Below are 19,952 nucleotides of genomic sequence, written 5' to 3'. Positions count from 1 at the left end.
GTATTATGTGTTATCTTATTCCATGGTCGGAGCTTGCGAAATGACATAATTAAGTCGTTAGCGAGACGACGGCCACGCGATTTGATTTATACAGAGCCAGAAGTGAGAGTTCCACAAGTCAAGCATGAAAAGATGTACAACGGAGTGGAGATACTCTCCGGCATAAATTGGAATCCATCAACTATTAAACATCATAAAAGACAGGTCTTGTGACCTGTCTTTTTACATTTCTTTATTCAAGCCCTCTCTTATTAAAGTACTTGCTGTACTTGTCAAAGGCCATTTTATAATATCTGTTCACCCTGAGCTTTCTGAAAAGTCCTCCGTCCTTATCATACTTCAGAGTAAAATCGTACTTTCCTGCATCAATAAGACTCTTAACCTCGTCCTTTACCTCGCCAGGAGTGTATTCCATAACCAGTTTTTCAGGTACGTGGAGCCACAGGAAAGGATTATCGTGATAATGAATCTCCTGCAAAGGCTTCCCTTCTATTACATCCTCTGCCAAGATCTTTGCGATGTTACAGCCGGAAGCTGTCGTAAAATAAGAGCTTCTGCCCTGCCTTATGTTTATCTCAAAGACCTTAAACTTTCCATCTCTTTCATCGTATTTCATATCGAAATTGGAAAATCCCACATAGCCGATTTCTTCGAGGAAGTCTCTGTATCTTTCATAAACCGCCATATCTCCATGCTGGATGATAGCATTGTAATTTCCTATACCTGCAGGTGTGTAATCCTCAAGCACGCAGTGGCCTAAGCACATGGCTCTTACTTTGCCATCCAGTCCCGAATAACTGTTAAGCACCCACATGGTAGCATCATCCCCCGGAATGAAATCCTGAACTATGAGATTGCCATTGTATCCGGCAGCATAAATCATATTTACGATTTTTTCAAATTCTTCGTAGGTATCCGCCTTGTAGCCCTTTTTCTTTCCCTCAAAGGAAAGCTCAACATATTCGATGGAGTCGCTGGCCTTTACCGCCACAGGAAATCCAAATGGCAAATCATGGTGTTGGCTGTAGTTTTCCTTTGTAATTATGTATGTCTTAGGATAATCAAGGCCGTACTTTTCGCAAATTTTATAAAAGTCTTCTTTGTTTTCCAGCTGCTCTTTCATTTCCCTGGAAATATATGCGAACACAAAATATTTTTCCAAAAGCTCCCTGTTGTTGACTATAAGCTCCGTGTAGTGGTCTCCGCAGGCAATCAAAAGCAGCTTTTCATAATACTGCCCGTAGGTTTTACCCACTTCTTCCATTTTCTTTGCGAAGTTTTCCTGTCTGTCAAAGCCCGGCTCGGCATCAACTGTCACAATTTTACTGTTGGCAGTTTCCATAAGATTCATTACCCCCAAGCTCAGGGACTTAATACCGTAAGCCTTGTGAAATGATTTTGCCATACCGTAGGCATTAGCATCGGTACCCAGCAGCACCGGAAGGAATTTTTTATCCTCATTTTTTACCAGGATTTCCATAACATCTCCTTTGCTATTGCACATTCATCGTAGTTAAACGATTAAAATTTAAGCGTTCTTTTTAAGGGACGGATCATCTATAAAGTAAGCCTTGTACCATACTAGGAAAGCATAAACCGTATAGATTTTTCTTCCGTTATTCTTTTTCTGCGCATAGTGATCTTCCAGCAGCTTCAGTATTGCCTTCTGTTCAAAGAACTCGCTAACATAGTCCGCTGAGAATATGCCCTTTACATATTCGTACCATCTTTCTTCCAAAATCCACTTTGAGAACGGAACTGGGAAGCCCTTCTTAGGACGCTTTGCCCATTCTTCCGGCAACACTCTTTCTGCGGACTTTCTCAGAACATATTTGGTCAGAGGTCCGTGGAGCTTGTATTCCGTCGGAATGTGAGCCGCCAGTTCCATAACCTTCATATCAAGGAAAGGTACTCTTGCCTCAATGCAATGAGCCATTGTCATCTTGTCCGCCTTGAGCAGTATATCGTTTGGCTGCCACAGATGCAGGTCAAGATACTGTTTTTTGGACATTTCATCGTAGTCCTTTACCTTGTCGTAGAAAGGTTTTGTTATTTCCTTTGGCGTAGGGCCGTTTTTATATTCATCAGTTACTATCTTCTTTGCTTCCTTTTCGTCAAAGATAAACGCCTGACCTATATACCATTCCTCCACAGGAAGTCCGTTTCTTTCCAGGAAGTCTCTTCCCCTGAACTTAGGCAGATGTGTGGCAAATTTACCTGCCAGATGTCTCAGTCCCTTAGGCAGCTTTCTGTATTTCTGCTCGTAAGCCGCCACATTGTATGAATCATAACCGCCAAAGAGCTCGTCTGAACCTTCACCGGAAAGCACAACCGTTACATGCTTTCTTGCCATTTCCGCCAGGAAGTACAAAGGTACTGCCGACAGGTTGGCGTGAGGCTCATCAGAAAAATACTGTATCTTTTCTAGCTCTCCGAAAAATTCATCAGGAGTAACCGTCTTATTTACATTTTCCGCACCGAGAATCTCAGAAAGACCCTCTGCAAATTCCACTTCCGAAAAACCTTTATTTTCAAATCCCACGGAGAATGTCTGCTGAGGCTGCAGGCATCTTGTAATGTAAGAGGAGTCGATGCCACCGGAAAGGAATGACCCTACAGGCACATCGGATACCGCATGGTATTCAACGGACTCTCTCATAACATCCTCAATCTCCTGAACATAGTCATCAAAGGATTTGCTTCTGTCTGGATCAAAATAGAATTTATTGTATTCCTCAATATCCATTTTACCGTCTTTCCATGTGAAGCAGTGTCCCGCTCTCAACTTGTAAACACCTTTAAAGAAGGTTTCATCAAGAGCCGAATACTGGAATGTCAGGTAAGGCTTTAATGCATCTTTGTTAACTTCCCTTTCAAAGGAAGGATATTCCATAAAGCTCTTTATTTCAGAGCCGTACAAAAAGGATTCACCATTGTTCATGTAATAGAAAGGTTTGATGCCGAACATATCTCTGGCACCGAAAAGCTCTTTTTTTTCAATGTCCCATATTACAAAAGCAAACATTCCTCTGAGCTTATGAACCACATCCTTGCCGTATTCCTCATATCCGTGGACGATAACCTCAGTATCGGTATTTGTCTTAAAAATATGGCCCTTTTCTATAAGTTCTGCTCTTATTTCCTTAAAGTTATATATTTCTCCGTTAAAGGTAAGCACCAGATTGCCTGTTTCGTTATATATAGGCTGGCTTCCACCTTCCAAATCGATGATGGAAAGTCTTCTGAAGCCTATGGCAGCACGCTCCCCTATGAACATGCCTTCGCTGTTAGGGCCTCTGTGACGGATTCTATCCATCATTGCCTTTAATATAACTTCTTTTTCTTCTTTACTTCGGTTGTCGATAAAACCAACAATACCGCACATATTTGCACCTCATTTCCTACTGGTAGAAATAAAATCCTTCAGCCACTTCTCCGCCGATGGCGTTGACATTATGTTTTTCCATGACCTTAATGAATTTCTTAACAAGGCTTATACCCCTGTTGGAATCGTCATAGTCAGTTGTATCTGCAATGACTGTGGCAAGTTCATCTCCTCTTTCCTTTATAAAGGAATCGCTTGCCACAATTATATATGCAGGAATGTCGCTTTTAAAGTTTTCCTGCCACAGTGAAGCCAAATCAAAAATCACCTTGGCTTCCTTGTTTTCGTCAGTAACCTTTTTTATCTCATCGGTAGTTGCCAAAGAAATCGCATTGTAATATCCAGCCTGTGCAAGGAAAGTCTCCTCATCAGAAGTCCTAACTTGTCCACTGTAAAGGGTTCTATTGTTTGCTGCCAGCAGAGCTCTTAAGGCTTCCTCTGCCATGGTGTCCCCTTCAATGCCATATATAATATAGCCGCTTATGTCTGTCAGCTGTCCAAACTGTCCGTCCATGTAGTTGTTTTTAGCAAGCTGCCAATTTCCTGTGGAAACAGCTGTCACTGCTTTAAATCCTCCGTCTTCGTTATAGAGACTTGCAGCTTCAATTGGCGTCATAACCGCCAAATCAAAATTGCCTTCCTTTACAGCTTCGCTGATTTTTTCGGAATCCTGCTTCTTTACCTCATAGTCTCCCGGAAGCTCGGAAAGTTCAGCTATATTACTTTCCTCAGGAATCAGCATTTCAACTTCTCCGCTGAGGGCTGCTTTGTCCCCCGACGGCTCACTGGTCAATGATGATTCTTCATCACTGCCACATGATGTCAGCACAGATACGCACATCAACATGGCAGTCGCAAAGGCTGCGCATTTTTTAAGATGTTTCATAGGTTTTCTCCGTATATACTTTTAGGTATATCTTATTGCTTACTTTTGTCGCTTAATCTTCTTCCCTTGCAAGCATTTCTATTCTTAAGTTTGCTTCGCGGGCCATATCCTCAGCCATCTTATCAGGATATCCGCTTCTTACAACAATTCTGCTGATGCCCGCATTTATTATCATTTTGGCACAGATAATGCACGGCTGATGGGTAACATAGATAGTTGCACCTTCGATGCTCTGACCTAAAGTTGCCGCCTGAATTATGGCGTTTTGTTCAGCGTGAAGAGCTCTGCAAAGCTCATGTCTTTCTCCCGAAGGTACACCGAGCTTTTGCCTTAAGCATCCGCCCAGCTCCTCACAATGAGGAAGTCCCTTTGGAGCACCGTTATATCCCGTTGCTATTATGTGTTTATCTTTTACGATAATTGCGCCCACATTTCTTCTGAGGCATGTGGACCTTTTGGCGGTCAGCTCCGCCATCTGCATAAAGTATTCGTCCCAGCTAGGTCTGTTCATTTCACTCACCTCTGAATTTCTTTAACTTAATTTAATCAAAATATATTTCCTTTAGAAAAAGCCCCTGAGGCGGTGCGGTATGTCCCGCCTTGCACCTGTCAAGACTTTCTATGGCATCTTTTACTTCCTCCGGCTCCAATTTGCCAAGCCCCACATCGACAAGGGTTCCTGCGATGATTCTTACCATGTTGTAGAGGAATCCGTCTCCCGTCACCCTTATGGTTATATCCCTTGGAGCAAACCATCTGTCATCGCTTTCGTCAGGCATTGCCCTTTCCGGTGACCACTGGCTTACATCCACGGAAATATCCGACACAGTCCTTACGGTTGTACGCTTTTCCTCGCCGCCGCTGGCCTGAAAACACTTAAAATCATGGGTTCCCAAAATGTGCGCTGCGGCTTCCTTCATTTTATCGGTATCCAGCTGTCTGTTTACGAAATAACAGTAGTTTCTCTGGAAAGGATCGCACTCTCTGCCGTTGTGAATTCTGTACTCGTAGGTCTTGCCCTTACAGTCAAAGCGAGCATGAAATCCAAGCTCAACTTCTTTGACCTCCGTTATCTGAATCGCAGGGTTGAGCATGCTATTAGCTGCCCTTTTGATGTTTTCCGTAGGAATGGCAAATTCTCCTAGGAAGTTGGCTCTCTGCCCCAAAGCATGCACCCCAGCATCGGTTCTGCTGGTGCCGTTGATTTCTATATCATCGGCGCACAAAACTCCAAGCACTCTTTCCACTTCCGCCTGCACCGTCGGTACATTGGGCTGCCTTTGCCAACCGGAAAAATCCGTTCCGTCGTATTTAATTGTAAGAAGTATATTTCTTATCATATTTCAATCTTCTGCTTGTCCTTGTCGTGGGAACGTCTGTAGAGGGTAAACTTTCTTCCAATGGCCTGCACAAATTCAGCTCCCAGCTCATCAGCCAGCTGATTTGCAGTCTCCTTTGCCTTAAGCTCACTGCCTTCCTGGATTTTTACCTTTACAAGCTCCCTTGACTCAAATCCAGTCTCAAGTTCGTTCTTTATATTTTCAGTAAGGCCCGACTTGCCGATGAAAACCGTCGGCTCCAAGTCGTGGGCCAATTTTTTTAAATAACTTCTCTGCTTTCCTGTCAGCATATGTTCTCCTATTTATTGATTTTAAAGCTGCTCTTTAGGTCAACAATCTTGTTAAATACCTTTTCTGTATCGGTTGTCAGCTTAGTGTCCGCAATGTAATACCCATGTCTAAAGAACTGGAATCTCTCGCCTGGCTGTGCTTCCATCAGTGAAGGCTCAGCGTATCCAAAGGTTTCTTCTAGCGAATCCGGATTAAATACATCATCTCCGTTTTCGTCCTTTTTCATGAGAGTGCCGTAGTTTCTGATCTTTACCTTTACGGCCGTCTTAGCGTCTACCCAGTGGATTGTGCCCTTTACCTTTCTGCCTTCAAAGCCTTCTCCGCTCTTAGTGGCAGGGTCGTATGTGCACAGCAGTTCCTTTATGGAGCCATCTTCGTTTTTAACCACTTCGTTGCAAGTGATAAAGTAAGCGCCCTTAAAGCGAACTTCATTTCCCGGGAAAAGTCTAAAATACTTTTTAACCGGTACTTCCATAAAGTCTGCGCCGTCTATCCAAAGCTCTCTGCTGAAAGGAACCGTTCTTACTCCCAGCTCATCGTTATTTCTGTTGTTTTCCATTTCCAGCTGCTCTGTCTGATCCTCAGGATAGTTGGTGATTATAACCTTAATCGGGTCTTCAACAACATTTCTGGATTCAACCTTGTTCTGCAGATCGTCTCTGAGGCAGTATTCCAAAAGACCTTCGTCCACTGTGGAATTTGCCTTAGCTACGCCAATTCTTTCGCAGAAATCCCTTATGGATTCCGGAGTGTATCCTCTTCTTCTGATACCTGCGATTGTCGGCATTCTCGGATCGTCCCAACCTTCAACGCTGCCGTCGTCCACAAGCTTTTTAAGCTTTCTCTTGGACATGATTGTATTTGTTATATTAAGTCTTGCAAATTCAATCTGCTTTGGCGGAGTCGGCCACTTACCCACTTCGTTGAGAGTCCATTCATACAGCGGTCTGTGATCTTCAAACTCCAAAGTACAGATGGAATGAGTTATTCCTTCAATGGCATCCTCGATAGGATGTGCAAAGTCGTACATAGGATAGATGCACCACTTGTCACCGGTGTTGTGGTGGCTTGCGTGAGCAATTCTGTAGATAACAGGGTCTCTCATATTGATGTTAGGAGAGCTCATGTCTATCTTTGCTCTCAGCACCTTTTCTCCGTCCTTGTACTTGCCCTCTTTCATTTCCTCAAAGAGCTTGAGGTTTTCTTCAACGGATCTGTTTCTGTAAGGACTTTCCTTTCCCGGCTCCTTGAGAGTTCCTCTGTAGGCCTTCATCTCTTCGGCGGTCAGGTCATCTACATATGCTTTGCCTTTTTTAATGAGGATGATTGCGCTTTCGTACATTTCGTCAAAGTAGTCGGAAGCCCACAGTCTGTCATCCCATTCAAATCCGAGCCACTTTACATCCTCTTCGATGCTGTTTACATATTCTTCGTCCTCTTTAAGAGGGTTTGTGTCATCGTATCTGAGGTTGCACTTGCCGCCGTATTTCAGTGCAGTACCAAAATTAAGGCATATGGACTTGGCGTGACCGATATGCAGGTAACCGTTTGGTTCCGGTGGGAATCTGGTGTGCACCTTCTGTCCGTATGTGCCCTCCTCAAGATCCTTATCTATGATGTTATATATAAAGTTAGTGGTTTTCTTTTCTTCTGTCATTTATATATCCTCCGTACGGGTAGTAATTTAACTAATCAATTATATCATAAAGGGCGGGATTTTTATCACATTATTTAATTTTGACATTTTTCCAACTGTTTTTATAGGTACTTTTGACACTTTTCTAACCTTTTTTAATGTTGTTTTGACATTTTTCCAACTATTCGTGTGTGTATGATTTACTATCATATTTGATATAATAAACTTATCATTACAACATAGGAGAAATTACTATGATTAACCTAACCGACATATTCAGATACAAAACCCTAAACCTTTCAAAGGCCGTTGCCTTCGGCTTTACCAAGCCCGACGAAAATGGCGTTATACGATACCGCCGTATCATAAACGACGATCAATACGCAATAGATATCATCATCGCCAAAGATGGAAATGTTGACTACAGAGTAATTGACCTTGCTGATAACTCACCCTATGAGCCGGTAAAAATAGAAAGTGCCCACGGGGCCTTTGTAGGTGAGATACGCGAAAAATGCGAAGCTCTTCTTAAGGAAATTGCCAATTCTTGCTTTGATTTAAATCTTTTTCAGGCAGAGCAGGCTGGTCGCATTACAGACCTTATAAAAGAAACCTTTGGGGTGTCTCCTGATTTTCCGTGGGATGACTATCCCGACTATGCAGTTTTTCGCCATCAGGACAACAACAAGTGGTTTGCCGTTATCTTAACCGTGGATATAAAAAAGATATATCCAGAAAGCAAGGACAGCGGCAACATCAGAATCCTTAACCTTAAAGCTGCTCCACAAGTCGTGGCAGAGCTTATTGCAAGCTACGGCTATGCTCCTGCCTATCATATGAATAAAAAACACTGGTACACTGCGCCCCTCGAGGGTAGCTTCTCCGATGACGAGCTTATTAGGCAAATCAAAGAAAGCTTTGAAATCACTCTTACCGTCAAAAAGCGTCGGCCAATTGGCAAATAAAAAAGAAAAAACAGACCTTCCCGGTCTGCCTTTTCCGCATATTTAAGAGAAAATGAGTCTACATCGTATTTCGATGTCCGTTATTCTTAATTTCGCAGTCAGTTAATTTCTTTTGTCATGTTTTTTAAAGATCAGCGCCAATGCTATAGCTGCGAAAAATGTAAGTATCGCAACCGTAAGCATAAAGTCGCTGTCGTTATTGTAGCGCTCACCTGGCGCTAGGTATAAGCCTCCTGTCGAGAGTATGCTCTGCATATTTCCCGCTATAAGCACCAGTGCCAAAACCGCTACCCCTATGCCGGCCATTATGGTCAGCTTCCTGTTATCGAGTTTTCTGTTGTTCATTTCGATCACTCTCTTTCACTATCACTCATTTTCTTTGTTTTCTCTCTTCCTTTTACAGCTATATTTTCCCACCGAAAGCAACTACAAAAAAGCATGATAGTGTTAAAAACTCCGTTAAGTTTTTGCAAAAAGTGTTAAAAATGTTACGGAAATTTTAAGAGCTTACTAATGTCATCAAGACAACAGCCAATCTGGCAGATAAAAACGCAGGCCAATTAACAATTCAGCCTGCGATACATGTATTATCTATATTATTTTTAAATCTTACGCTCTTATAACCGTGCTTAAAAAGCTTTTAAGTCTTTCGTTTTTAGGATTTTCGAAGATTTCCTCCGGAGTTCCCTCTTCCACTACCTTGCCGTGATCCATGAAGACAACTCTATCTGCCACTTCTCTGGCAAAGCCCATTTCGTGAGTAACGACTACCATTGTCATATGCTCTTCGGCAAGTCTTTTCATTACCTCAAGCACCTCTCCTGTGATTTCAGGATCCAGAGCCGATGTAGCTTCATCAAAAAGCATAATATCCGGTTCCATGGCAAGAGCTCTTGCTATTGCAACTCTCTGCTTTTGGCCTCCGGAAAGGTGATTTGGATAGTCGTCAGCTTTGCTTGCCAAACCAACCATATCTAAAAGTTCCATGCCTTTTTTATATGCCTCTTCCTTGTCCATCTTTTTAACCTTGATTGGAGCATATGCCACATTCTTTATACAGGTCATATGAGGAAAGAGATTAAAGTGCTGGAATACCATGCCCGTAGTGCCGCGAAGCTCAATGCTGCCGCTGGTTATGGTGTTAAGCCCGTTTATACATCTCAAAAGAGAGCTCTTTCCAGAACCGGAAGGACCGATGATAGCTACGATTTCCCCTTTCTTAAGAGAAAAATCAACCTCATGAAGAGCCGTGCAGTTATCAAATTCCTTTACTATGTTTTTCATTTCCAGGATGTTTTCCATGCTACTGATCTCCTCTCTGGTCATATCTTCCGAAGTATCTTTCTATTTTATTTGCTCCGATTGTAAGCAGGAAAGTCAAAATCAGATAAATTGCACCTGCAACCACCAGTGGAGTTATGGAGCTTGTCCTGTTTACGATGCTGTTGGCGTTTTTCATTATGTCTGCCACGCCGCCTATGGACATTACCAACGCTGTATCCTTAACCAGTGTTATTACTTCATTAAAAACAGGAGGCAATATCGCCTTCATTGTCTGCGGAAGCAAAATGCCGAACATTGTCTGGCGCTTTGAAAGTCCCAGCGCAAAGGCAGCTTCATGCTGACCCCTATCGATGCTCTTAAATCCACCTCTGTAAATTTCCGCAAAGTACGCAGCGTAGTTTAATATAAATGTAAGTATTGCCGTAGGAAGGGCATCCAACCTTATATTAAGCACTATCGGGAAAAAGAAGTAGAAAAAGAACAGCTGAAGCATCAGCGGTGTTCCTCTAAATATCCACACATATGCTCTGCACAGGTATGCCAGAGGCTTAAATTTTACTTCCTCACCTAGGGCTATTGGCAGTCCCAATGGAAGGGAAAAAATCAGTGTTAGTGCAAATATTACTAAAGTTATTAAAAGGCCGTCCATAAGGAGCGGCATGTATCCGATTATCTCAGACATCTGCTTGTTTTCCTTTCAGTCATTTAAGTAAAAATTGCCTGCCGCCTTATCCCGTATCTTACGACATCATGGGCAGCGCGACCTGCATATTATAACACACACAGCGGCTGATTCAAAGTATCAGCCGCCAATGTAGTTATTCTTTTATCTTTTAATTTCCTGTAATATTATACTTCCTCAAAGATTACGATGTTTGTTCCGAACCATTCATTGCTTATTTCTTCTGCTGTTCCGTCATCTATGAGTTCTTTGATGGCATCGTTTACGGCATCTCTGAGAGCTGTATCATCTTTTCTGAAGCCGATAGCGTAAGCATCTTCACCAAGGGAGTATTCGCAAACCTTAAGTGCTCCGTCCATGTTGTTGTTCTTGTATTCACCAAGTACCTGGTCGATGGCTATTACATCAACTCTGCCTGCCTGCAGGTCGAGGATTGCTGTGTCGTAGCTGTCATAAGTAGTGATATTTTCTGAGAAAGTATCATATGCTTCATTTCCTTCCAGCATTTCCAGTGCTGCTGAGTCAACCTGAGTACCGATATTCAAATCTGCAAGCTGATCTGCGGAAGTTACATCCACATCGCTGTCAGAAAGAGTCATAAGGATGATGTTATTGTTCAGGTATTTGTTGGAAAGAGAATAAGCCTCTTCTCTTTCAGGTGTTACTGACATACCGTTCCAAATGCAGTCGATGTTGCCGGAGCTAAGTTCCAAATCCTTTGCATCCCAGTCTATAGGCTGGAATTCAACATCCACTCCCAGCTTTTCTCCAACAGCGTTGGCAAGGTCAATATCAAAACCTACCAAATCTCCGTTTTCATCTCTGAAGCCCATTGGGGCGAAGGTATCGTCCAAGCCAACAACCAGAGTTCCTTCGTTGGAAAGCTGGCTCATTGCATCGTCTCCTGATGAGCTGCTCTTGTCGCTGCCACAGCTTGTAAGGGCGAATGTTCCCAGTACCATTACTGCTGAAAGTGTAACTGCTGCTATTTTTTTCATATTTATCGCTTTAATTTTCATTTTATTTACTCCTTTGTACTTCCCGGCATCTGCCGTCCTTTGTGTTAACCGTTTTTGTTTTGTTTCGTTTGTTCTACTTTAATTATCTTGATTTTTTCTTAATTTCTTTTGTGGTTAATGTCGGGTTGTACAATGTCGTCTTGTTAAGTTTATGAGTTTCATCGTTTTACCTCTCTACCTCGTTATCGTGCTAAAGTGCTATCGACATGCTTTACTATAGCACTCTACTAAGGTAAAGTCAACACCCTTTTTCAAAAAAAATAAAAAGACTGCCAAAAGAACTTTACCCAAGTCCCTTTGACAGCCATATAAAGGTGTATCTTTAAGCTATTTCCAAAGATCCGTATTTGTTATGCCGACATCCTCTGCCTTGAATACAGGAGTTTCTTTTCCTGCCTTTCTCTGCTTTTCGTAGTCCTTGATAACCTTAACAGCTTTGTTGCCCAGTAGGAACAGCGCAATGATGTTTATTGTAGCCATGAAGCCCATTGTTACATCGGCCATGTTCCATGCCAAAGTCAGGTTGATGTTTGCACCTACGAAAATAGCCGCGATTGCCAGTATCTTCATAATCAGCATAAATGTCTTGTTTGTGCTGATGTACTTGATGTTAAGTTCTACATAGTAGAAGTTACCAATCAGTGAAGTAAAGGCAAACAGCACAATACTTACTGTTATAAAGTGTATACCTATCTGTCCGAACTGACTTTCCAGTGCAGCCTGCACGAAAGGAATACCGTTAAGCAGTTCGCCATCAGCTCCCAGAGCTCCTGTAGGACCTGCCAGGATAGCTATAAATGCTGTAGTTGAGCAGATTAGTATAGTATCGATGAATACTGACAGCACCTGTACCAGACCCTGCTGTGCTGGATGCTTAACATCAGCGGTAGCCGCAGCGTTAGGAGCAGAACCCATACCGGCTTCGTTGGAGAACAGACCTCTCTTGATACCCTGTACCACGCAAGAACCTGCAAATCCACCGAAAATTGCCTGCCAGTTAAACGCAGAATCAATAACTCTGCCTGCAGCCGCTGGCACCTTATCAAGATTCATAAACAGAACGATAAGTCCTACTGCAATATAAAGGATTGCCATAATAGGCACTATTATCGAAGAAATCTTACTGATTGCCTTGGAGCCTCTAAAGAACATCCATCCCGCAAGGGCAGCCACGATGATACCGATTACTATCGGAGCCATAGTGTGTGAAAAATCATCGATGTACACTTCAAAGGCTGAAGTCAATGTGTATGACTGCAGTCCGTTAAATCCAAAGGCATAAGTTATTATAAGTATGATGGCAAATATTATTCCAAGCCATCTCTGACCCAGAGCTCTCTGGATATAGTAGGCAGGACCGCCCTTGTATCCGTCTCCGTCCTTTTCCTTATACACCTGTGCCAGTGTAGATTCTGCGAAAGCCGAAGCACTTCCTATGATAGCCATAAGCCACATCCAGAAGATAGCTCCCGGACCACCAAGTACGATGGCTGTTGCCACACCGGAAATGTTTCCTGTTCCCACTCGGGAAGCGGTAGCAACCATCAGTGCCTGGAAGGAAGATACCTTTCCTTCCTCTCCCTTTTCCATAACACACTTGATAGAGTTAGGGAAAAGCCTGATCTGCGCAGCTCCGGTCCTTATTGTAAAGTACAGACCGCAGGCAACGAGTATTATGATCAGGAACTTACTGTACATGAAATCGTTGAGCGTACCAATGTATCCGTTCAACACATCCATTAGTTTATCCATTGTCACCTCTCCTTTAAACTTTTCAAACCATTGTCTCTGTAATATAATATCTTACACATGCTATATCATTATAATGCAAAGGAGATATTATGACAATAAAAAACTTGCAAAACGGCAGTGATATAAGAGGAATAGCCCTAGAGGGAATCCCTGGAGAAACGCCTAATCTGGGCAAAAAAGAAACTATACTTCTGTCCATGGGTTACATAAAATGGCTCACAGCAAAAACTGAAAAGCCTGTAACTTCCCTTAAAATAGCAGTCGGTACAGACTCCCGAATTTCAGGGCCGGAGCTTAAAAAATACATGCTAAATACATTTGCCTATTGCGGTGCAAATGTACTCGATTGTGATATGGCTTCAACTCCTGCAATGTTTATGTCAACCATTTTTGACGAAACCCTCTGCGACGGAGCAGTAATGATAACCGCTTCACATCTTCCTTTTAACCGTAACGGCTTTAAATATTTCAGTAAAGACGGCGGTCTTGATAAAGAGGATATCGCAGCAATTATCAAAACAGCAGAATCTCTCATGGACAGCTATGCCGATATTGAAGCTGCCATTGACGCCCACAGCACGGAATTTGAAAGCACCATTCCAAAACTGGATTTAATAGAAATATACGCAAATCACCTTCGCAGCCTCATCAAAGACGGTATCGGTAGCGCCTGCGATAATCAGGCAAAGCCTTTAGAGGGAATGAAAATAACAGTTGATGCCGGCAACGGCGCAGGAGGCTTCTTTGCGGATAAGGTGCTTGCCCCTCTCGGAGCAGACATCACGGGAAGCAGATATCTTGAGCCGGACGGCACCTTCCCTAACCATGCCCCAAATCCCGAAAACAAGGAAGCCATGGCTGCCGCCTGCGAAGCAGTTATTGAAAGCCATGCGGACTTTGGCCTCATATTTGATACGGATGTGGATCGCTCTGCGGCTGTGGACGGTAACGGTGAAGCTATTTCAAGAAACGAAATAGTAGCCCTTGCCGCCGCCCTTATATCCGACGAGCATCCGGGAACAACAGTTGTAACGGACTCCGTTACATCGGATCATCTAACCGACTTCCTTGAAGGCTCCCTAGGCCTTAAGCATCTCCGCTTTAAGCGCGGATACAGAAATGTAATCAACAAGGCAGTTGAGCTCAATGCCTCAGGCACAGACTGCCAGCTGGCTATAGAAACTTCCGGCCACGCAGCATATAAAGAAAATTATTTCCTTGATGACGGAGCATATCTTGCAACGAAAATAGTGATAAAAGCTGCCCTTCTCAAAAAGGCCGGCTCATCACTGGAAGAGCTCATTTCTTCTCTTAAGAAGCCTGCCGAATCAAAGGAATTTAGAATGAAGATAAAGGCAGATGATTTTGCATCTTATGGTAAGGATGTGTTGGAGGCACTTTCCTCATGGGCGGATAGCCACGGCAACGGAATTTCCAAAGTTCATCCAAACTTTGAAGGGGTGCGCATCAGCTTTGACGAAACCCATGGAAATGGATGGGCTCTATTGAGGATGTCTCTCCATGACCCTATTATGCCTCTTAATATTGAATCAGATACAAACGGAGGCACAGAAATCATAGGAAAGATTCTTAAGGATTTTCTCAGCGGCTACGCACAGCTAGATTCATCGGCTCTGTAAATGACAAGCCTCAATCCTATAAAAAGTAAAAGACGACGCCTATCGTTGTTTAACGATGCGTCGTCTCTTCTTTTGACCTATAACCACTTCTTTTATACTTAACCTATATTATTAACCCAAAAGCATGTATATGCCTAAAACCGCCATTACTGCACCTAAAACGCCTCTAAAAACCTTCCCGGCCTTTCCGCCTTCTCCTCCATTACACTGCAGCCTGTTGGCAAATCCCACGGAAGTTCCGGCTATTACTATAATCACTCCGTGACCGATGGAATAAAAGAGCAAAAGTATCACCGCTAGCATAAAGCTCCCACTTTGAGAAGCCAATGTCAGTAGCATAAGTATCACAGGTATGGCACAGTGGGATGAGAATATTCCTCCCAGCATCCCTGTAAAAAATACTCCCACAAAGCTCTTTTTCCTTTTTACCTTTGAATCTCCATGACAATGCTCATGCTCGCTCTCACCGTGAGCATGGGGGATGATATTTATAACTCCCCACATTTGCAGAGCCATAAGCAGCATCAAAATTCCCAGTATTATATGTAAAATTTCCGAATGTCCAAAGGCGATACCTGCTTCTGCAGCTAAAATCCCAAGTATTATGAATGTGCACGCAGCACCGATGGCAAAAATCAGTGACATTACAAGGGATCTTCTTGTGTCGCCTTCCCTATCGCCTGCTGCCACAAATCCCGTAATAAGCGGTATATTTGACAGACCGCAAGGCGTAAGAGAAGTGCACAGCCCGGCAATGAGCGCAAGCAATGGACCTATCCACATATTATCCTCTATCATAGATATTATGGTATGAGAAAACTCTTCAAACATAAATATTCCTTCCTTATCTCACAACTAAATTTCTGCCAAGATAAATTCCCACAACACACAGTAAAACACTTGCCGCTATATACAAAATAGCCGTTGCCAGTCTCCCGGAGTCTATTAATCCAACTGACTCCAACGCAAAGGTAGAAAAAGTGGTAAATCCACCGCACAATCCCACCTTAAGAAATAACATCAATTCACCGTCAACAGAAATGTATTTTTCAGAACAGCCAACAATCAAGCCTATAAAAATCGCTCCCAAAACATTTACTAGCAAAGTGTGAAATGGCACGCTTCCCTTTGTCAGTACTGGAATGCATCCCACCAGATACCTTAACACCGACCCTATAAATCCTCCGGAGCCTACAGCCAGACAGTTTATAAGCATATATCTTCCTCCAAATAAAAAGACCCCTGCTTCATTGCAGAAGTCATCAGCTCAACAGCGGTTTCGGCAAAATGCCGCGGGAGAACTTCATTCCCTTGATTTAATATTATATAGTCCTCATTTAAATATTTCAATATATGACAGAATATAAATATTAGAGTCACTACCCTGTCACCGTCATATATTATTATGAACTTGTAAATCAGAAATGAACAGCATAAACACCTCTCTTTAAAATGACTCATTTGTAAAAAGGCGGCCACAGAGCCGCTTTTTTTATCTCCTATAACCCCACCCTTTTAATTTATATCCCATGTTGTCTGTGACACATACCGTTTTTAACTTCCCTGATATCATCATCTCATAGTGAAAATGTAATAAGAAAGAAAGGATGATGATATATGAACGAAAAAATACATGGCCGCCGGCTTATGATAATACTCATATGCATGGCCAGCCAGGCTATTCCATTTACCATAGCTCAAAGTATACAGCCTCTGTTTGTGCCGTATGTTGTAAAGACCTTTGATTTTTCACTGGCCTCATACAGCTTGATTTTCACTTTCGGAGCTGTTTCATCGGCAATAATTTCTCCTATGATTGGAAAAATACTGCCAAAGATTAACTTTCGTGTGATATATCTGACAGGTATAATATTGTCAGCTATAGCTTTTGCGGGATTCGGACTGGCCCGAAGCCTCCCTCAGTTCTATGCTGTAGCCATATTTTGTATGATTGGCTCTGTATTCTTTTCGGGCCAGGGAATACCGTGGATTATCAACCACTGGTTCCCAGGCAAAGGACGAGGTACAGCCCTAGGTTTAGCCTTTGCAGGAGGCTCCATAGGCAACTTCTTTATGCAGCCTGTAGCAGCGGATCTTCTAAAATATTTCGGAAGCCCGCACTTGCCATACATCATACTCTCCGCGGCTATACTGGCTTCTGGACTGATAATTTCCTTCTTTATACGCCTGCCGGGCCCTGATGATATACCTCAGGAAATCGCAGACAAAAATGCACCTACCATTCCAGTGGATGCTTCAAAACGAGAAGGACGGGAAATCAAGGACATTATGGCGGACAAATGGTTTTGGATTTTCAGCATCGGCTATGTGCTTATAGGCATGGGAATCGCACCTATGGCTAACGATTACGCCGTATATCTGAAAGCTCACATGAGCATCAGCGTAGTAGGGCTGATAGGCTCGGTATTTGCCATCGGCTGCCTTATCGGAAATATCGGAGGCGGCATGCTCTTTGATAAATTTGGAAGCGCAAAGGTCATGGCCGCAGCAGGCATACTGGATATAGCAGCAGTACTGGCAATGCTGGCCGTAGGTACATCACCTGTACCGGCCACAGCAGGTTTTATCTTTGCCATCTGTTTTGGTCTGGCTGTGCTATCATATATGTCAGCTCCCGCATTTATGGCAGGAGATCTGTTCGGCATGAAAAACCAAGGAGTAATGCTAGGATTTGTAGGACTTTCCTACGCCATAGGCTTTGCTGTAGGCACGCCTCTCTTTGGTCTTATATCCGAAGAGTCAGGATTTGCAGGAGCATGGATAATCGTACTTGCTATGATAACCATAGGTTATGTACTGCTTGTGGCAGCAGCCGTAAAACTTAAAAGAAAAGTAACTCCAAAACATTTAAATAACGAAAGGAAAGCAACCATGAAAAACACAACCGAAAAATATAATACTGCATTTGAAGCAAAGAAATTCGATGCAAAAGGACTTGATGCCGGCTGCTCCTCAGTTGCATGGACAACGGAAGACGGCAAACATATCTGGGCCCGCAACTTCGATTTTAACAGGATAGCGGAGGGAAGCCTCGTAACATTTATTCCGAGAGAAAAGGACTACTATATCTGCGGAACCACCACAGAAGGCACAGCAAAACCTAAAAATCTCACAAAAACAAAATACGCTTCCATAGGTATTGGCTCCATAGCCTTAGGTTCAACACCAGTGCTCTACGACGGAATGAACGAAATGGGACTCATGGGAGGACAGCAAAACTATAGAGAATTTGCCTTCTTCCCGGAAAAGGAAAAACGAGGCACCAAAAGACTACAGCCACCTTTTGTTGTAACCCACGTACTTTCCCAGTGCGCTACCGTAGAAGAAGCTACCGCACTTCTTGAAAATGAGGTAACCATAGTGGCAGAGCCTATGCTCGGCACAGTACCTACACTTCACTGGGTATTTTCCGACAGAAGCGGCGAAACCATAGTAGTGGAATCCGATATCGATGGGCTGCATATATATAGAAACACCGTTGGAGTTATGACAAACAGTCCGGGATATTCCTGGCACAAGCTCAACTTGCTTAACTATGCCGGCATTCGCGATCTCGACCATGACACATACACCATAGATGGTAATACAATCAACCAGGCTTTCTCAGGCAGCGGAGCCTTTGGTATGCCTGGCGACTGGACTTCTCCTTCAAGATTTGTGCGGTTGGCCTTTTTAAAGGAATATTGCACAAAGGGTAAAACCGAAGAAGAAGGCATAACATATCTTATGCGAATCATGACAAACGCGGCCTTTCCTCTTGGTATGGTACGCGTATCAGATCCCGGTCATATAACCGAAAAAGAAAAAGATATAGTGCCATTTGACTATACAATATATACATCTGCAATGTGCGCGGAATCACTGAAATTTTACTGGATTAGCTACGAAAACCAGAGAATACAGTGTGTAGATATGAATATGCTGCTTGATGCAAAAGACTATATGCAATTCCCTCTCAAACGCGAAATTGATTTTGCTTATCTAACCGAAAAAGACAGCATATGATTCATGCCCACCGCAGCATGACAACGGCGAGGATTTCTCCCCGCCGTTTTTGTTTGCCTTCCTTTTATGCTTTTGAATACACTTTTTATGTTGTATCATGTACTTATGATAATAAATACAGGTAACAGAACGGACATACCTGCCTTTTACAGCAGATGGTTTATGAACCGCATTCGGGCAGGCTATGTTATGGTGCGAAATCCTTATGCACCTCAAAACATAACAAAATATCCATTGGTACCGGATGTCATAGACATCCTCTGTTTTGGTACAAAAAATCCGGAGCCCATGTTAAAGCATCTTTCCGAGCTCACCGCATATCATCAGTTCTGGTCTGTCACAATAACGCCCTACGATAAGGATATAGAGCCCCATGTGCCAGACAAGACAAAGGTTATAGATTCTTTTTGCAAGCTTTCATCTGTTGTGGGTATCAAATCCGTCAGCTGGCGATATGACCCTGTATTTCTAAATGAAAGATACGATATCGATTTTCATATTAGAGCTTTCTCAAGCATGTGCACAAAGTTTGAAGGCAACACCGATAATTGCGTTGTCAGCTTTATAGATCTTTATGAAAAAACAAAAAGAAACTTCCACGGTATAAGGGAAGTTTCCCATAATGAACAAGAATTTCTGATTGAAAAATTCGTTGAAATCGCCGCAAAACACGGCATCAAAGTAATTACCTGCTGCGAAGATCCCAAGCTTGCCTTTCTTGGTGCAGATGTTTCAGGCTGCATGAATAAAATCATTTTAGAAAGAGCCTGTGGATTTTCTCTGGATATTCCGCAATCCTCTCTTTCACGACTTATGACCAGAGAAGGCTGCAACTGCCTTATAGGAAACGACATAGGTGCATACAACACCTGTGGCCACGGTTGTCTTTACTGCTATGCCAATTACGACAGCAAAACCGTAGCTGCCAACATAAAAAAACACGATCCCGAATCTCCTCTTTTAATTGGAAGACCGGGACCGGAAGATATAATTCGTGACGCACGCATCGAAGTATATAGGGATTTACAGATTAAGTGGCTGTAATA

Annotated in this window: 18 protein-coding genes and 1 riboswitch; of the genes, 4 read left to right on the top strand and 14 right to left on the bottom strand. The window is 42.9% G+C overall.

Going from position 1 to position 19,952, the window contains the following annotated elements; translation table 11 throughout:
- Window positions 1–232 precede the first annotated feature (232 nt).
- Genes INF20_RS06320 through INF20_RS06290 form a run of 7 tightly spaced genes read right to left on the bottom strand, consistent with a single transcriptional unit; the run spans window position 233 to window position 7,559 of the window.
- Window positions 233–1,480 carry a carboxylate--amine ligase gene (locus INF20_RS06320; protein WP_226385532.1) on the bottom strand — a complete coding sequence of 416 codons (1,248 nt, stop codon included), beginning with the start codon at window positions 1,478–1,480 and terminating at the stop codon, window positions 233–235.
- A 48-nt stretch (window positions 1,481–1,528) separates the two neighbouring features.
- A complete protein-coding gene (gene asnB, locus INF20_RS06315) occupies window positions 1,529–3,385 on the bottom strand; it encodes an asparagine synthase (glutamine-hydrolyzing) (protein ID WP_226385531.1) in 1,857 nt (618 codons plus the stop codon).
- Between the two features lie 16 nt (window positions 3,386–3,401).
- Window positions 3,402–4,271: a substrate-binding domain-containing protein gene (locus tag INF20_RS06310; protein WP_226385530.1), complete on the bottom strand. Its 870-nt coding sequence runs from the start codon at window positions 4,269–4,271 to the stop codon at window positions 3,402–3,404.
- A 52-nt stretch (window positions 4,272–4,323) separates the two neighbouring features.
- The gene (locus tag INF20_RS06305) at window positions 4,324–4,782 is read right to left on the bottom strand and encodes a deoxycytidylate deaminase (protein WP_226385529.1); all 459 of its coding nucleotides are present in this window, start codon (window positions 4,780–4,782) and stop codon (window positions 4,324–4,326) included.
- 31 nt (window positions 4,783–4,813) lie between these two features.
- The gene (gene truA, locus INF20_RS06300; RefSeq protein WP_226385528.1) at window positions 4,814–5,611 is read right to left on the bottom strand and encodes a tRNA pseudouridine(38-40) synthase TruA; all 798 of its coding nucleotides are present in this window, start codon (window positions 5,609–5,611) and stop codon (window positions 4,814–4,816) included.
- Window positions 5,608–5,901, bottom strand: a complete 294-nt coding sequence (yhbY, locus tag INF20_RS06295) for a ribosome assembly RNA-binding protein YhbY (RefSeq protein WP_226385527.1) — start codon at window positions 5,899–5,901, stop codon at window positions 5,608–5,610. The genes truA and yhbY overlap by 4 nt, the downstream gene beginning before the upstream one ends.
- A gap of 8 nt (window positions 5,902–5,909) precedes the next feature.
- Entirely contained in the window at window positions 5,910–7,559 is a 1,650-nt protein-coding gene (locus tag INF20_RS06290; protein ID WP_226385526.1) for a glutamine--tRNA ligase/YqeY domain fusion protein, read from the bottom strand.
- Window positions 7,560–7,792: 233 nt separating this feature from the next.
- On the opposite strand from INF20_RS06290, the gene INF20_RS06285 reads away from it, so the two are divergent.
- Window positions 7,793–8,503 carry an MmcQ/YjbR family DNA-binding protein gene (locus INF20_RS06285; protein ID WP_226385525.1) on the top strand — a complete coding sequence of 237 codons (711 nt, stop codon included), beginning with the start codon at window positions 7,793–7,795 and terminating at the stop codon, window positions 8,501–8,503.
- 102 nt (window positions 8,504–8,605) lie between these two features.
- Here INF20_RS06285 and INF20_RS06280 read toward each other — a convergent pair whose 3' ends face one another.
- The 5 genes from INF20_RS06280 to INF20_RS06260 form a co-directional block, all read right to left on the bottom strand.
- Window positions 8,606–8,848 carry a hypothetical protein gene (locus tag INF20_RS06280; RefSeq protein WP_226385524.1) on the bottom strand — a complete coding sequence of 81 codons (243 nt, stop codon included), beginning with the start codon at window positions 8,846–8,848 and terminating at the stop codon, window positions 8,606–8,608.
- 264 nt (window positions 8,849–9,112) lie between these two features.
- Window positions 9,113–9,796 (bottom strand): amino acid ABC transporter ATP-binding protein, encoded by a 684-nt coding sequence (locus INF20_RS06275; protein WP_449757713.1) that lies wholly within the window; start codon window positions 9,794–9,796, stop codon window positions 9,113–9,115.
- Window positions 9,797–9,806: 10 nt separating this feature from the next.
- A complete protein-coding gene (locus INF20_RS06270; protein ID WP_226385523.1) occupies window positions 9,807–10,469 on the bottom strand; it encodes an amino acid ABC transporter permease in 663 nt (220 codons plus the stop codon).
- 167 nt (window positions 10,470–10,636) lie between these two features.
- Window positions 10,637–11,488: an amino acid ABC transporter substrate-binding protein gene (locus tag INF20_RS06265; RefSeq protein WP_226385522.1), complete on the bottom strand. Its 852-nt coding sequence runs from the start codon at window positions 11,486–11,488 to the stop codon at window positions 10,637–10,639.
- 327 nt (window positions 11,489–11,815) lie between these two features.
- Complete coding sequence (locus tag INF20_RS06260) at window positions 11,816–13,228, bottom strand: alanine/glycine:cation symporter family protein (protein ID WP_449757712.1); 1,413 nt, start codon at window positions 13,226–13,228, stop codon at window positions 11,816–11,818.
- A gap of 101 nt (window positions 13,229–13,329) precedes the next feature.
- Here INF20_RS06260 and INF20_RS06255 point away from each other — a divergent pair, with 101 nt between their 5' ends.
- Window positions 13,330–14,880, top strand: coding sequence for a phosphohexomutase domain-containing protein (locus INF20_RS06255; RefSeq protein ID WP_226385520.1), 1,551 nt, complete (start codon window positions 13,330–13,332; stop codon window positions 14,878–14,880).
- A gap of 111 nt (window positions 14,881–14,991) precedes the next feature.
- Here INF20_RS06255 and INF20_RS06250 read toward each other — a convergent pair whose 3' ends face one another.
- On the bottom strand, window positions 14,992–15,711 hold the full coding sequence (locus INF20_RS06250) for a cytochrome c biogenesis CcdA family protein (RefSeq protein WP_226385519.1): 720 nt from the start codon (window positions 15,709–15,711) through the stop codon (window positions 14,992–14,994).
- Between the two features lie 13 nt (window positions 15,712–15,724).
- On the bottom strand, window positions 15,725–16,096 hold the full coding sequence (gene crcB, locus INF20_RS06245) for a fluoride efflux transporter CrcB (protein WP_226385518.1): 372 nt from the start codon (window positions 16,094–16,096) through the stop codon (window positions 15,725–15,727).
- Between the two features lie 30 nt (window positions 16,097–16,126).
- Window positions 16,127–16,200, bottom strand: a riboswitch (Fluoride riboswitch).
- A gap of 297 nt (window positions 16,201–16,497) precedes the next feature.
- Here crcB and INF20_RS06240 point away from each other — a divergent pair.
- Both INF20_RS06240 and INF20_RS06235 read left to right on the top strand, forming a co-directional pair.
- Complete coding sequence (locus INF20_RS06240; protein WP_226385517.1) at window positions 16,498–18,906, top strand: conjugated bile salt MFS transporter; 2,409 nt, start codon at window positions 16,498–16,500, stop codon at window positions 18,904–18,906.
- A gap of 66 nt (window positions 18,907–18,972) precedes the next feature.
- On the top strand, window positions 18,973–19,950 hold the full coding sequence (locus tag INF20_RS06235) for a DUF1848 domain-containing protein (protein ID WP_318959511.1): 978 nt from the start codon (window positions 18,973–18,975) through the stop codon (window positions 19,948–19,950).
- Window positions 19,951–19,952 lie beyond the last annotated feature (2 nt).

This window comes from Gallibacter intestinalis (assembly GCF_014982745.1).
GTDB classification, from domain to species: Bacteria; Bacillota; Clostridia; order Peptostreptococcales; family Anaerovoracaceae; genus Gallibacter; species Gallibacter intestinalis.
The sequence above is the reverse complement of the archived record's forward strand: the minus strand, read 5'-3'. Positions and strand labels throughout refer to the sequence as shown.